Genomic DNA, 14122 nt, shown 5'->3' with positions numbered 1-14122 from the left:
CGGAAGGGTGACCGCCCTCACAGGGCGGGAGATAGTCACGTGCATTCCCCGGAGATTCGCCGGATCTTCCCCCGGAGAATCCCCGCATCTTCCCCCGGACGTGAGCCGCACGCCGGTGATGCCGACGACGTCGTCAAGGAGGGCAGCCGTGACCAGCACACCCGAAACGGCACCTGCCGCAGCCCCCGCGCCCAAGCGGGACAAGCGGGACCGCACCCACTATCTCTACATCGCGGTGATCATCGCGGTGGCCCTCGGTATCGCCGTGGGTCTGGCCGCTCCGGACTTCGCGGTCGAGCTGAAGCCCATCGGTACGGGCTTTGTGAACCTGATCAAGATGATGATCTCGCCGATCATCTTCTGCACGATCGTGCTCGGTATCGGGTCGGTGCGGAAGGCCGCGAAGGTGGGTGCCGTCGGCGGTATCGCCCTGGTCTACTTCCTCGCGATGTCGCTGGTCGCCCTCGCCATCGGCCTCGTCGTCGGCAACCTCCTGGAGCCGGGCACCGGGCTCGCCGTCACCGACGCGGTGAAGGACGCCGGGCACGCCCAGGTCGACGGGGAGGCCAAGGACACCACCGAGTTCCTGCTCGGCATCATCCCGACCACGATCGTCTCCGCCTTCACCCAGGGCGAGGTGCTGCAGACCCTGCTCATCGCGCTGCTCGCCGGGTTCGCCCTCCAGGCCATGGGCTCCGCCGGCCAGCCGATCCTGCGCGGGGTCGAGCACATCCAGCGGCTGGTCTTCCGCATCCTCGCCATGGTCATGTGGGCCGCGCCGATCGGCGCCTTCGGTGCCATCGCCGCCGTCACCGGGTCGGCGGGTCTGGACGCGCTGAAGAGCCTCGCCGTGCTGATGCTCGGCTTCTACGTCACCTGTTTCCTCTTCGTCTTCCTCGTCCTCGGCGCGCTGCTGCGGATCGTCTCCGGGCTGAACATCCTCACGTTCTTCAAGTACCTGGGCCGTGAGTTCCTGCTGATCCTGTCCACGTCCTCCTCGGAGTCCGCGCTGCCGCGGCTCATCGCCAAGATGGAGCACCTGGGCGTCAGCAAGCCGGTGGTCGGCATCACCGTCCCGACCGGCTACTCCTTCAACCTCGACGGCACCATGATCTACATGACCATGGCGTCCCTGTTCATCGCCGACGCCATGGGTACGCCGATGTCGGTCGGCGAGCAGATCCCGCTGCTGCTGTTCCTGCTGGTCGCCTCCAAGGGCGCGGCGGGTGTGACCGGCGCGGGCCTCGCCACCCTCGCGGGCGGCCTCCAGTCGCACAAGCCCGCCCTGGTGGACGGCATCGGCCTCGTCGTCGGCATCGACCGCTTCATGAGCGAGGCACGTGCCCTGACCAACTTCGCGGGCAACGCGGTCGCCACCGTCCTGATCGGCACCTGGACCAAGGAGATCGACAAGGAGCGGGTCGCCGAGGTCCTCGCGGGCCGGGCCCCGTTCGACGAGAAGACCCTCCTCGACGACCACGGTGCCGCCCCGACGGAGGCCGCCGAGGAGACGCCCGAGCGGCGGGTGGAGCTGGCGAAGGCGTAGGCGTCGCGAGCCGCCGGCGGCGGCACCCGGAGGGCCGTGGGCCGGACCACCGGGCGGTGCCTGCCGGACCACCGGGCGGTGCCTGCCGGACCACCGGGCGGTGCCTGCCGGACCGCCGGGCGGTGCCTGCCGGACCGCCGGGCGGTGCCTGCCGGACCGCCGGGCGGTGCCTGCCGGACCGCCGGGCGGTGCCTGCCGGACCACCGGGCGGTGCCTGCCGGACCGCCGGGCGGTGCCGGGCTGCCGGGTGTGGTCGAACCATCGGGCGTCGGACCGTCAGGCGTCGTCGAAGCCGTCAGGCGTGGTCGCCCCTGGGTGTGCCGGACGCCGGGCGTGGCCGGACTGCCGGGCGGTGTGGTCGTACCGCCGGGCGTGGCTGCCCCTGGGGGTGCCCGGCCGCCGGGGGTGGCCGGCCGCCGGGGGTGGCCGGGCCGCCGGGGGTGGCCGGGCCGCCGGCGTGGCCGAGCGCCGGGCATGGTTGAACCGCCGGTATCGGCCGACGTGGTGGGCGCGTCGGCCGATACCGGCGGTTCGGTGGGGGCTTCGGCAGGGGGCGCGGGTCGGGCCGGCGCCCCCGTCAGGCCGCCGCCTCCGCGTGGGTACGGCTGCCGGTCTCCTGCCGTACGACGTGACGGCGGCGGGTCGGCAGGCCCGCGGTGGGATTGGCGACGCCCCAGGCCGCGCCCTTGCAGATGAGTTCCTTGTAGAGGGCGGCCACGCGGCCCGTCAGGGCGCCGTCCTTCGCCCGGTCGTCGGCGGTGACGAACTGGATCAGGCCCTCCTTGCGGCCGAGGGAGACGCACTGCTGGTAGTAGCGGATCGAGACGTGGGGGACCTTGGTGCCGGCGAGGCGGGCGGCGATGGCGTCGGCGGCCTGCCAGGCCATCGGGACGCCCGAGGCGCAGGACATCCGCAGCTGCTTGTCCTCCGGGCCGATCGCCATCGCCGCGTCACCCACGGCGTACACGTCCGGGTGGGAGACCGAGCGCATCGTGCCGTCGACCACGATCTGGCCGCGGTCGGTGACCTCCAGGGAGGTGGCCCGGGCGATCGGGTGGACGGCGAAGCCGGTGGTCCACACCGTGACCTCGGCGGGCAGGGTCCGGCCGTCGGCCGTGGTCACGCTGTCCGCCGCCACGGCGGCGACCGCGGTCTGCTCGTGGACCGTGATGCCGAGCTTGTCCACCACCTTCCGCAGGTGCGCGCGGCCCTTCTGCGAGAGCCAGTCGCCGAGGGCGCCGCGGACGGCCAGGGACACGTCGAGGTCCGGGCGGGCCTCGGCGATCTCGGTCGCGGCCTCCAGGCCGGTCAGGCCGCCCCCGACCACCACCACGGGCCGGCCGGCCTCCAGGGCGGCGAGGCGTTCGCGCAGGCGCAGCGCGCCGGGGCGGCTCGCGATGTCGTGGGCGTGTGCGGCGACGCCGGGGACGCCTCCGTCGTTCCAGCCGCTGCCGAGGGCGTAGACCAGCGTGTCGTACTCCAGTTCTTCCTGCTCGGGGCCGTCGACGGGGGTGCCCGTCACCGTCTTGCGGTCCACGTCCACCGCCGTCACGTTCGCGAGCTTCAGCGCCACGCCCGTGCCGGCGAACATCTCGCGCAACGGCCGGTGCGTGAGCGTCTGGCCGGTCGCGAGCTGGTGCAGCCGGACGCGCTCGACGAAGTCGGGCTCCGGGTTGACGAGGGTGATGGCGACGTCCGCGCGGTGCAGCCGCCGGGCGAGGCGGCCGGCGGCGACGGCTCCGGTGTAGCCGGCTCCGAGGACGACGATGCGGTGCTGCATGGGCCTGCTCCTGTCTGCGGGTACTGCGAGGGTTCCGCCGCTGTCTTGCGCGGTTCGCCCCTTGAACCGGGCGGCCCGGCGATTCCTGACAGGATCAAGGTGTGAAGCACGTCACATCGCGTGCAGGCGGGTCAGAGGGTGTAGAGCGGGGTGCCGCCGAAGTCCCCGGCCGCCCACTGCTCGGTCGCGCGGACCAGCTTGTCCGGGTTGACCTGGCTGCGGACCGCGGCGATGCCCTCCTCGGTGACCTCCAGGCAGGTGATCGCGACGACCCGGCCGTCCACGACCGCCACGATGGCGGGCTCGCCGTTGGCGGTCGTGGCGTAGATGTCGGGTGCGCCGCCGACCAGCGCCCGCTTGGACTCGCCGGGCTTGAACAGGCCGCGCAGGAACTTGGCGACCGCGAGCGCGCCCTCGAACGCCTTCGCGCGGGCCGGGACCTTCCCGCCGCCGTCGCCGACGGAGACGGCGTCCTGGGTGAGCAGGCGTACGAGAGGTTCGGTACGGCCGCTGGTCGCCGCGGCCAGGAACTCCTCGACGACCCGGCGCGCGGCGGCCTCGTCGATCCGGGTGCGCGCCTTGCCGGCCGCGACGTGCTTCTTGGCCCGGTGGAAGATCTGCTGGCTGGCGGCCTCGGTGATGTCCAGGATCTCGGCGATCTCCCGGTGCGAGTAGTCGAAGGCCTCGCGCAGCACGTACACCGCGCGCTCGTTGGGTGACAGGCGCTCCAGCAGGACGAGGACGGCGTACGACACCGACTCGCGCTGCTCGGCCGTGTCGGCCGGGCCGAGCATCGGGTCCCCGGCGAGCAGCGGCTCGGGGAGCCACTGCCCCACGTATGTCTCACGCCGGGCCCGGGCCGAGGTGAGCAGGTTGAGGCAGAGGTTGGTGAGGACCTTGGTCAGCCAGGCCTCGGGCACCTCGATCCGCCGGACGTCGGCCGCCTGCCAGCGCAGGAACGTCTCCTGCACGGCGTCCTCCGCCTCGCTCGCCGAGCCGAGCAGCCGGTAGGCGATGGCCTCCAGCCGGGGCCGCGCGGCCTCGAAGCGGTCCACGTCACTCGTGATCAGGGCCATGCCGCGATCCTAATCGCCCGGGGGCCGTTGGCGCCTTGCTTTGACGTCGGCGTCAAGGCTTACGGTCCTTCTCATGCGAATCGGCGAGCTGGCCGCACGGGCCGGGACCACGACGCGGACGCTGCGGTACTACGAGGCGCGGGGGCTGCTGCCCGCGCGGCGCGACGACAACGGGTACCGGACGTATGACGAGGACGATCTGAAGCTGCTGCGGCAGATCAGGACGCTGCAGGACTTCGGGTTCGACCTGGAGGAGACGCGGCCCTTCGTGGAGTGTCTGCGGGCCGGGCACCCGGAGGGCGACGCCTGTCCCGCCTCGCTCGCGGTCTACCGGCGCAAGCTGGACGAACTCGACGCGCTGATCGGCGAGTTGCAGGCGGTGCGGGCGAAGATCGGCGTGCGGCTGGCGCTGGCCGAGGATCCGATGTGCGAACTGGGAGGGCAGGGGCTGTGATCAGGGCAGCGGGTGTGGCCGAGGTGACGGACGCGGACTTCGCGGCGGAGGTGATCGGGTCGGAGCTGCCGGTGCTGGTGGAGTTCACCGCGGACTGGTGCCCGCCGTGCCGGCAGATGGGGCCGGTGCTCAGCGCGGTGGCCGCGGAGGAGGGGGAGCGGCTGAAGGTGGTGCAGTTGGACGTGGACACCAATCCGGAGACCACGAACGCGTACAAGGTGCTCTCCATGCCGACCTTCATGGTCTTCCGCGACGGGGAGCCGGTGAGGTCGATGGTGGGGGCGCGGCCCAAGCGGCGGCTGCTTGAGGAGATCGCCGAGGCGCTCTGAACCCACGCGCGCGCGAGGAACGTAGCGACGAACGTACGAGAAATCCCCCGGGCAATTGCGTCCGGGGGATTTCTTTGCGTATATTCAATGATTCGCGACTTCAATTGCAATTGGTCGCGGGAAGTTCAGTGACCACAGTATATCCGGCCGGGAGCGGAATTGTCAAACTCCGAATTTCCAGACGATGAAATGCGTCAGGAGCAGGAATTCATCGACGATCTCTACGCGCGTGTCGACCTGCTGCGCGGCGAGGCCGAGTCCTCCGTCACGGACGCTCTCGCCCAGGGCGACAAGCCGATGCAGGCCCGGCTGGAGCGCGACATCCTGGTCGCCGAGCGCTCCGGGCTGCTCGCCGCGCTGAACGCGGTCGACGGCTCCCTCTGCTTCGGCCGGATCGACCTGACCTCCGGCGTCCGCCACCACATCGGCCGCATCGGCCTGCGCGCCGACGACGCCGAGCGCACCCCGGTCCTCATCGACTGGCGGGCCGAGGTCGCCCGCCCCTTCTACCTGGCCACCGGCCACACCCCGATGGGCCTGCGCCGCCGCCGGCACATCACCACCGAGGGCCGCACGGTCACCGCCCTGCACGACGAGTTCCTCGACGTCGGCGACCGGGAGCGGACCGGCCACGAGGACCCCAGCGGCGACGCCGTGCTGCTCGCCGCGCTGAACTCCGCGCGCACCGGCCGGATGAGCGACATCGTCCAGACCATCCAGGCCGAACAGGACGAGATCATCCGCGCCCCGCACCGCGGAGTGCTGGTGGTGGAGGGCGGGCCCGGCACCGGCAAGACGGCCGTCGCCCTGCACCGCGCCGCCTACCTCCTCTACGAGCACCGGGAACTGCTCGCCAAGCGGGCCGTGCTGATCGTCGGCCCCAACCCGGCCTTTCTCGGCTACATCGGCGAGGTGCTGCCCTCCCTCGGCGAGACCGGGGTGCTGCTCGCCACCGTCGGCGAGCTGTACCCCGGCGTGAAGGCCACCGCCACGGACACTCCGGAGGCCGCCGCGGTCAAGGGCCGCGCCGACATGGCCGACGTGCTCGCCGCCGTCGTGCGCGACCGGCAGGCGCTGCCCGATCCGGTCATCGCGATCGAGCACGACCGGGAGGTCCTGATGCTCGACGACGGCCTGGTCAGCGTCGCCCGCGAGCGGACCCGGGCCACCAGGCTGCCGCACAACGCGGCCCGCGAGCACTTCGAGGGCCACATCCTCAACACCCTCACCGAGCTGTACGCCGAGCGCATCGGCACCGACCCCTACGACGGCTCCAGCCTGCTTGACCCCGCCGACATCACCCAGATCCGCGACGACCTCGCCGAGAACCCCGAGGTGTGGTCCGCGATCGACCGGCTGTGGCCGGTGCTCACCCCGCAGCGGCTGGTCGCCGACTTCCTCGCCGACCCCGAGGGGTACGTCGGCGACGAGGACGCCGCCGCCATCCGCCGCCCGGTCACCCGGGCCTGGACGGTCGCGGACGTACCCCTGCTGGACGAGGCCGCCGAACTCCTCGGCGAGGACGACCGGGCGGCCCGGGCCCGCACCGAGCGCGAGCGGGAGACCCAGATCGCCTACGCGCAGGGCGTGCTGGACGTGTCGTACGCCTCCCGGACCTACGAGTTCGAGGACAAGGAGGAGGACGACCCGGAGGCCTCCGAGGTGCTGTCCGCGCACGACATCATCGACGCCGAGCGGTTCGCCGAGCGGCACGAGGAGGCCGACCACCGCAGCGCCGCCGAGCGCGCGGCGGCCGACCGCACCTGGGCGTTCGGGCACATCATCGTCGACGAGGCACAGGAGCTGTCGCCGATGGCGTGGCGGCTGCTGATGCGGCGCAGCCCGACCCGCTCGATGACCCTGGTCGGCGACCCGGCGCAGACCGCGGAGGCGGCCGGCGTGGGCTCCTGGGACAAGATCCTCCAGCCGTACGTCGAGGACCGCTGGGAGCACACCCGGCTTCGCGTCAACTACCGCACCCCCGCCGAGATCATGGACCTCGCGGCGGCCGTCGTCCGGGCCGAGAACCCCGGCTTCGAACCGCCCAGCTCGGTCCGCTCCACGGGCGTACGGCCCTGGGTGCGCGCCACCGACGACCTGCCCGGCGCGGTCGCGAAGGCGGTCGGGGAGCTGACCCCCGCGGAGGGCCGCCTCGCCGTCATCGCCCCGCGCGACCTCCACCGGAGTCTCGCCGCCCGCCTGGACGGGGTGACGGCCGGCGCCGAACCCGACCTGACGCGGACCGTCGTCCTCCTCGACCCGCGCCAGGCCAAGGGCCTGGAGTTCGACTCCGTCCTGGTCGTCGAACCCGCCCGGTACGGCACCAGCGACCTCTACGTCGCCCTCACCCGCGCCACCCAGCGCCTCGGCGTCCTGCACACCGGCGCCCTCCCGGAAGGGCTCAGGCAGGCCGCAGCCACACCGTAGCCAGCGGCGGGAGCGTCAGCCGGATGCTCGCGGGGCGGCCGTGCCAGCCCTGGGCCTCCGGCTTGACGGGGTCGGGGCGGGTGACGTCGCTGCCGCCGTAGCGGGCGGCGTCGGTGTTGAGGACCTCGTGCCAGGCGGGGATGTCGTCGGGGACGCCGAGGCGGTAGTCGTGTCGGACGACCGGGGAGAAGTTGCTGACCGACAGCAGCGGCGTGCCCTCCGCGTCCAGCCGCAGGAAGGCGAGGACGTTGTCGTCGGCGGCGTCCGCGACGATCCACTGGAAGCCGTCCGGGTGGACGTCCCGCTCCCACAGGGCCGGGGTGGCGCGGTAGACGGAGTTGAGGTCCCGGACCAGGTCGCGGACCCCGCGGTGGTCGGCCTCCGCGCCGTACGCCGGGTCGAGCAGCCACCAGTCCGGGCCGTGCGCCTCCGACCACTCCGCGCCCTGGGCGAACTCCTGGCCCATGAAGAGGAGTTGCTTGCCGGGGTGGGCCCACATGAAGCCCAGGTAGGCGCGGTGGTTGGCGCGCTGCTGCCACCAGTCGCCCGGCATCTTCGACACCAGCGAACGCTTGCCGTGCACCACCTCGTCGTGGGAGATCGGCAGGACGTAGTTCTCGCTGTACGCGTACACCATCGAGAACGTCAGCTCGTGGTGGTGGTGCCTGCGGTGCACGGGGTCCTTGCTCATGTACTGGAGCGAGTCGTGCATCCAGCCCATGTTCCACTTCAGCCCGAAGCCGAGGCCGCCGAAGCCGCTCGGGCCCTTGTGGTGGGTCGCGCGGGTCACCCCGTCCCAGGCGGTGGACTCCTCGGCGATGGTCACCACGCCGGGCGCCCTGCGGTACACGGTCGCGTTCATCTCCTGGAGGAACGCCACCGCGTCCAGGTTCTCCCGCCCGCCGTGCTCGTTGGGCACCCACTGGCCCGGCTCGCGTGAGTAGTCGAGGTAGAGCATCGAGGCGACCGCGTCGACGCGCAGCCCGTCGATGTGGAACTCCTCGCACCAGTAGACCGCGTTGGCGACGAGGAAGTTGCGCACCTCGCGCCGCCCGAAGTCGAACTCCAGCGTGCCCCAGTCGGGGTGGGCCGACCGGCGCGGGTCCGGATGCTCGTACAGTGGCCGGCCGTCGAACTCCGCCAGCGCCCAGTCGTCGCGCGGGAAGTGCGCGGGTACCCAGTCCATGAGGACGCCGATGCCCGCCTGGTGCAGCGCGTCCACCAGGTACTTGAAGTCGTCCGGGGAGCCGAGCCGGGCGGTCGGCGCGTAGAAGCCGGTGACCTGGTAGCCCCAGGAGCCGCCGAAGGGGTGCTCGGCGATCGGCATCAGCTCCACGTGGGTGAAGCCCATGTCCTTGACGTACGCCGGGAGCTGCTCGGCCAGTTGACGGTACGTCAGCCCCGGGCGCCACGACGGCAGGTGCACCTCGTAGACGGAGAACGGCGCCTCGTGCGCGGGGCGCTCCGCGCGGCGGGCCAGCCAGTCCGCGTCGCCCCACTCGTACGTCGACGAGTGGATGATCGATGACGTGTTCGGCGGGGTCTCGGTGCGGCGGGCCATCGGGTCCGCGCGCAGCGTCCGCGAACCGTCCGGCCGGGTGATCTCGAACTTGTACAGCTCGCCCTCGCCGATCCCCGGCACGAACAGCTCCCACACCCCCGACGAGCCCAGCGAGCGCATCGGGAACCCGGTGCCGTCCCAGAAGTTGAAGGTCCCGGCCAGCCGTACGCCCCGGGCGTTCGGCGCCCACACCGTGAACCGGGTGCCGGTCACGCCCTGATGCGTCATCGGGTGCGCGCCCAGCGCCGTCCACAGCTGCTCGTGCCGGCCCTCGCCGATCAGATACAGATCCAGCTCGCCGAGGGTGGGCAGGAAGCGGTATGCGTCCTCCGTCTCGACGACCGTCTCCTCGTACGCCACCACCATCCGGTACCCGTCCGGTACGTCCTGGAGGGGGAGCAGCGCGGAGAAGAACCCCTGCCCGTCGTCGTACAGCTCGGCCCGCAGCTCCCCGCAGACGACCGTGACCGACCTGGCGTACGGCCGGAACGCCCGGAAGGCCACCCCGCCCTCCACGGCGTGCGCGCCCAGCACCGCGTGCGGGTCGTGATGCGTCCCCGCCAGCAGCCGCTCCCGGTCCTCCGCCTCCAGCGCGGGGGAGGGCGCGGGGACGACGGGGGGCGCGGTGACGGCCTTCCCGGCTCCGGCGCCGGTGGTCTTCTTGGCGGGCGCGCGCTTGACCGCGGTCCTCTTGGCGGGTGCCTTCTTGGCAACTGTCCTCTTGGCGGGCGCCTTCTTCGCGGTCGCTTTCTCGGCCGCGGCCTTGGCCGGGCTCTTGGCGGTGCTCCTGGCCGGGGCCTTCTTGGCGGAGGCGCGCTTGGCAACGGCCTTCTCGGCGCTCTCCTCGGCACCGGAGACGGGCTCGGCCCCGGCCGCCGCGGCCTGCTCGGCGGCCGACGGCCCGGCGACGGCCTTCCGCGCAGGCGCCTTCCGCGCCGCCTTCTTCGCCACCGCCCGCTCGGCCGGCGCCTTCGGCACCAGCGCCCCGGCCGCGGCCTTCTTCGCCATGGCCTTCTTCGCCACGGCCTTCTCCACCGGCGCCTGCTCCGCCGCCGTCTTCTTCGCCACGGCCTTCTGTGCCGGTGTCTTCCTGGCGGCAGCCTTCTTCGTGGCGGTCTTCTTCGCCGTCGCCTGCCGGGGCACGGTCTGTTTCGCCGCCGTCTCCTGCGCGGAGCGATTCTCGGCCGTCTGCTTCGGGTCCGAACCGCTGGACGGGGTGCGGGGAGTCACGGGCGGAGCCTCCTGGGAGGGGTCAGGGAAGGTCAGGTCGATGGGGTCGAGGCGAGGCGCCGTATCGCCGACAGCGGTACCGGGAGCCAGTCGGGACGGTGCCGGGCCTCGTAGACCACTTCGTACACCGCTTTGTCGGTTTCGTACGCGCGCAACAGCACCGGGTCGTGGCGCGGATCGCCCCCGCCGGCCTCCGCGTACCCGGAGCAGTACGCGGCCCGGCAGGTCTCCGCCCAGCCCGGCACGCCGGGGCGGACGGAGTGCGCGGCGTAGTCGAAGGAGCGCAGCATCCCGGCGACGTCCCGCACGGTCGGCTGCGGCATCCGCCGCTCCGCGAGCGACTTCGCCGGCTCGCCCTCGAAGTCGATCAGCGTCCACTGCCCGGCCGGCGAGCGCAGACACTGCCCGAGGTGCAGATCGCCGTGGATGCGCTGGGCGGTCCAGGTGCGGCCCTCCGCGCCGAGCTGCGCCACCGCCTCGAAGGCGCTGCGCAGGTTCGGCGCGTACGGGCGCAGCGCGGGCACCGCCTGGGCGGCGGCGTCCAGACGCTCGACCATGGAGTCGACCAGCGGCTGGAGCTGGGCCGGGCCGAGGGTGACGGTCGGCAGGGCGCGGGCCAGCGCGGTGTGCACCTCGGCCGTGGCCCGCCCGAGCGCCCGTGCCTCGGCGCCGAAGTCCTCGCCCTTGGCCAGCTCCCGCAGCGCCAGCTCCCAGCCGTCGGCCGCGCCCTGCACATAGGGCTGGAGCACGCCGAGGACGTACGGCTCACCGCCCAGCTCGGCCCGCAGCCACGCGGTCGGCGCGGGCACCCGGGGGCAGCCCTCGCGGGCCAGCGCCAGGGGCAGCTCCAGGTCCGGGTTGACGCCGGGGACGATCCGCCGCAGCAGCTTCAGAATGAACGTATCGCCGTAGACGACGGACGAGTTGGACTGCTCGGCGGTCACCGCGCGCGCGACGAGGCCGGGCCGGATCTCCTGGCCGGGGTCGCGTTCGAAGCGCAGCCCGCCGATGCGGGCCTGGGTGCGCAGGGCCTCCAGGAGCAGGTCGGCGGGCCGGGGGTCGTACAGGGCCTCATAGACGGTGCGTCCGGCGAGCGGGCCCTCGGTGACATGGCCGATCAGCGCGGGCGCCAGCCGTGGCGGCAGCGCCTCGCGCACGCCTATCAGCAACTGGTAGCAGTCGCCGGGGCCGGGGGCCGCGCCCGGCACCGGGGTGAGCGGCTGGTGGACCTGGACCAGCAGGTGGTACAGGCCCAGCCGGCCACCGGGCGGCATCAGTTCGGTGGCCGCAACCAGCGTGAACCCGGTCACCGGGCGTCCCTTGCCCGCGAACCACCGCTGACGCGGCAGCCACTGACTCAGCAGGGGCTCCAGTGACGCGAGGAGGCCGGGGCGGGCCGAGAGGACGGGGCGGGTGACGGCTTCCGACATGGGCTGCGTCCTTTCCCCGGAAGTGGTTTCGGGGGTTGCCCGGAGTGTTCGGGGGGTTACGGCATGCGTGCCCCGGGCGGGACGGGGGAAACCGCCCCGCCGCGGGTTCTAGGCGGCGTCCTTGCGGAGCCGGAACCAGTAGAAGCCGTGACCTGCCAGGGTCAGCAGGTACGGCAGGTCCCCGATGGCGGGGAAGCGGACCCCGCCGATCAGCTCGACCGGGTGGCGGCCGGCGAACTCGCGCAGGTCCAGCTCGGTCGGCTGCGGGAAGCGGGAGAAGTTGTGCACACACAGCACCAGGTCGTCGCCGTGCTCCCGCAGGAACGCCAGGACCGCAGGGTTGGAGGACTGGAGTTCGGTGTAGGAGCCGAGTCCGAAGGCGGGGTTCTGCTTGCGGATCTCGATCATGCGGCGGGTCCAGTGCAGCAGCGACGACGGCGACGCCATGGACGCCTCGACGTTGGTGACCTGGTAGCCGTAGACCGGATCCATGATCGTGGGCAGGAAGAGGCGGCCCGGGTCGCAGGTGGAGAAGCCCGCGTTGCGGTCCGGTGTCCACTGCATGGGGGTGCGGACGGCGTCCCGGTCGCCGAGCCAGATGTTGTCGCCCATGCCGATCTCGTCGCCGTAGTACAGGATCGGCGAGCCCGGCAGGGACAGCAGCAGGGCCGTGAACAGTTCGATCTGGTTGCGGTCGTTGTCGAGGAGCGGGGCCAGTCGGCGGCGGATGCCGATGTTGGCGCGCATCCGCGGGTCCTTGGCGTACTCCGCGTACATGTAGTCGCGTTCTTCGTCCGTCACCATCTCGAGCGTCAGCTCGTCGTGGTTGCGCAGGAAGATGCCCCACTGGCAGCCGGAGGGGATCGCGGGGGTCTTGGCCAGGATCTCCGAGACCGGGTAGCGGGACTCGCGCCGGACCGCCATGAAGATGCGCGGCATGACCGGGAAGTGGAAGGCCATGTGGCATTCGTCGCCGCCGCCGGCGTAGTCGCCGAAGTAGTCGACCACGTCCTCCGGCCACTGGTTGGCCTCCGCGAGGAGAACCGTGTCGGGGTAGTGGGCGTCGATCTCCTTGCGGACCCGCTTCAGGAACTCATGGGTCGCCGGAAGGTTTTCGCAGTTGGTGCCCTCCTCGGCGTACAGGTACGGCACGGCGTCCAGCCGGAACCCGTCGATGCCCAGGTCCAGCCAGAACCGCAGCGCGGAGATCATCTCCTCCTGCACCGCCGGGTTCTCGTAGTTGAGGTCCGGCTGGTGGGAGAAGAACCGGTGGAAGAAGTACTGCTTGCGCACCGGGTCGAAGGTCCAGTTGGAGACCTCCGTGTCGACGAAGATGATCCGCGCGTCCTGGTACTTCTTGTCGTCGTCGGCCCACATGTAGTAGTCGCCGTAGGGGCCGTCCGGGTCCTTGCGGGATTCCTGGAACCACGGGTGCTGGTCGCTCGTGTGGTTCATGACGAAGTCGATGATGACCCGCATGCCGCGCTGGTGGGCGGCGTCCACGAACTCCACGAAGTCCGCCAGGTCGCCGAACTCGGGGAGCACGGCGGTGTAGTCGGAGACGTCGTAACCCCCGTCCCTGAGCGGGGACTTGAAGAACGGCGGCAGCCACAGGCAGTCGACGCCGAGCCACTGCAGGTAGTCCAGCTTGGCGGTCAGACCCTTGAGATCACCGACGCCGTCGCCGTTGCTGTCCTGGAAGGAGCGCACCAGCACTTCGTAGAAGACGGCGCGCTTGAACCACTCCGGGTCACGGTCCTGGGCGGGCGTGTCCTCGAAGGTGTCCGGCACGGGCTCGTTGACTGTCATGGTGTGGGTGACCCTCCGATCTGCGGGTTGGACGGTCGCAGGACGGTGAGGACGTGTGCCGGCCGGAGGCCCGGTTCCAGACGCACGTAATTGGCCCTGCCCCAGTGATAGGTCTCGCCGGTGAGCTCGTCGCGCACCGGCACCGACTCGTGCCAGTCCAGGCCGAGTTGCGGCATGTCCAACGAGACCGTGGCCTCCTGGGTGTGGTGAGGGTCGAGGTTGGCGACCACCAGAACCGTGTTCGAACCGTGCCGCTTGGAGTACGCGATCACGGCGTCCTGGTCCGCGTGGTGGAAGTGGAGATCGCGCAGCTGCCGCAGGGCCGGGCTCCGCCTCCGGATCTCGTTGAGCCGGGTGATGAGCGGGGCGATGCTGTCCGGGTCGTCCCAGTCGCGGGGCCGCAGCTGGTACTTCTCCGAGTCGAGGTACTCCTCGCTGCCCTCCCTGAGCGGGGTGTTCTCGCACAGCTCGTAGCCGGAG

10 protein-coding genes are annotated in these 14122 nt (G+C 71.8%); 4 read left to right on the top strand and 6 right to left on the bottom strand.

All coding sequences use genetic code 11. The features are described 5' to 3' along the window. Window positions 1-148: 148 nt before the first annotated feature. The gene (locus ACIG0D_RS12860) at window positions 149-1546 is read left to right on the top strand and encodes a cation:dicarboxylate symporter family transporter (protein ID WP_399799340.1); all 1398 of its coding nucleotides are present in this window, start codon (window positions 149-151) and stop codon (window positions 1544-1546) included. Between the two features lie 577 nt (window positions 1547-2123). On the opposite strand, the gene ACIG0D_RS12855 is transcribed toward ACIG0D_RS12860, so the two are convergent. Both ACIG0D_RS12855 and ACIG0D_RS12850 read right to left on the bottom strand, forming a co-directional pair. Further along, window positions 2124-3326, bottom strand: coding sequence for an NAD(P)/FAD-dependent oxidoreductase (locus ACIG0D_RS12855; RefSeq protein WP_399799338.1), 1203 nt, complete (start codon window positions 3324-3326; stop codon window positions 2124-2126). 131 nt (window positions 3327-3457) lie between these two features. After that, window positions 3458-4402 (bottom strand): RNA polymerase sigma-70 factor, encoded by a 945-nt coding sequence (locus ACIG0D_RS12850; RefSeq protein WP_399799336.1) that lies wholly within the window; start codon window positions 4400-4402, stop codon window positions 3458-3460. Window positions 4403-4475: 73 nt separating this feature from the next. Between ACIG0D_RS12850 and ACIG0D_RS12845 the strand changes: the two genes are divergently transcribed. The 3 genes from ACIG0D_RS12845 to ACIG0D_RS12835 all read left to right on the top strand — a co-directional run bounded on the left by ACIG0D_RS12845 (window position 4476) and on the right by ACIG0D_RS12835 (window position 7612). Continuing rightward, the gene (locus ACIG0D_RS12845; RefSeq protein WP_399799334.1) at window positions 4476-4856 is read left to right on the top strand and encodes a MerR family transcriptional regulator; all 381 of its coding nucleotides are present in this window, start codon (window positions 4476-4478) and stop codon (window positions 4854-4856) included. Continuing rightward, on the top strand, window positions 4853-5185 hold the full coding sequence (locus tag ACIG0D_RS12840; protein ID WP_277347413.1) for a co-chaperone YbbN: 333 nt from the start codon (window positions 4853-4855) through the stop codon (window positions 5183-5185). Before ACIG0D_RS12845 ends, ACIG0D_RS12840 begins: the two co-directional genes overlap by 4 nt. 189 nt (window positions 5186-5374) lie before the next feature. After that, window positions 5375-7612, top strand: a complete 2238-nt coding sequence (locus ACIG0D_RS12835; protein ID WP_399799330.1) for a HelD family protein — start codon at window positions 5375-5377, stop codon at window positions 7610-7612. Here the strand turns inward: ACIG0D_RS12835 and glgB are convergent. From glgB to ACIG0D_RS12815, 4 genes are all read right to left on the bottom strand, one after another. Next, a complete protein-coding gene (glgB, locus tag ACIG0D_RS12830) occupies window positions 7587-10403 on the bottom strand; it encodes a 1,4-alpha-glucan branching enzyme (RefSeq protein WP_399799328.1) in 2817 nt (938 codons plus the stop codon). The two genes, ACIG0D_RS12835 and glgB, sit on opposite strands and share 26 nt — an antisense overlap. A 32-nt stretch (window positions 10404-10435) precedes the next feature. Then, a complete protein-coding gene (locus ACIG0D_RS12825; protein ID WP_399799326.1) occupies window positions 10436-11833 on the bottom strand; it encodes a phosphotransferase in 1398 nt (465 codons plus the stop codon). Window positions 11834-11941: 108 nt separating this feature from the next. Further along, on the bottom strand, window positions 11942-13642 hold the full coding sequence (treS, locus tag ACIG0D_RS12820; protein ID WP_399799323.1) for a maltose alpha-D-glucosyltransferase: 1701 nt from the start codon (window positions 13640-13642) through the stop codon (window positions 11942-11944). Continuing rightward, on the bottom strand, window positions 13639-14122 hold a 484-nt coding region (locus ACIG0D_RS12815), incomplete at its 5' end, for an alpha-glucosidase C-terminal domain-containing protein (protein ID WP_399799320.1). The genes treS and ACIG0D_RS12815, both read right to left, overlap by 4 nt.

It is taken from the genome of Streptomyces sp. NPDC052773 (genome assembly GCF_044547145.1).
Taxonomy (GTDB): Bacteria; Actinomycetota; Actinomycetes; order Streptomycetales; family Streptomycetaceae; genus Streptomyces.
The sequence above is the reverse complement of the archived record's forward strand: the minus strand, read 5'-3'. Positions and strand labels throughout refer to the sequence as shown.

What these genes read in the sequence shown, in the direction of transcription:
- ACIG0D_RS12845 (WP_399799334.1), top strand. Translation starts at nt 4,476, where the DNA reads ATGCGAATCGGCGAGCTGGCCGCACGGGCCGGGACCACGACGCGGACG.
- ACIG0D_RS12855 (WP_399799338.1), bottom strand. Translation starts at nt 3,326, where the DNA reads ATGCAGCACCGCATCGTCGTCCTCGGAGCCGGCTACACCGGAGCCGTC.
- ACIG0D_RS12835 (WP_399799330.1), top strand. Translation starts at nt 5,375, where the DNA reads ATGCGTCAGGAGCAGGAATTCATCGACGATCTCTACGCGCGTGTCGAC.
- treS (WP_399799323.1), bottom strand. Translation starts at nt 13,642, where the DNA reads ATGACAGTCAACGAGCCCGTGCCGGACACCTTCGAGGACACGCCCGCC.
- ACIG0D_RS12825 (WP_399799326.1), bottom strand. Translation starts at nt 11,833, where the DNA reads ATGTCGGAAGCCGTCACCCGCCCCGTCCTCTCGGCCCGCCCCGGCCTC.
- ACIG0D_RS12850 (WP_399799336.1), bottom strand. Translation starts at nt 4,402, where the DNA reads ATGGCCCTGATCACGAGTGACGTGGACCGCTTCGAGGCCGCGCGGCCC.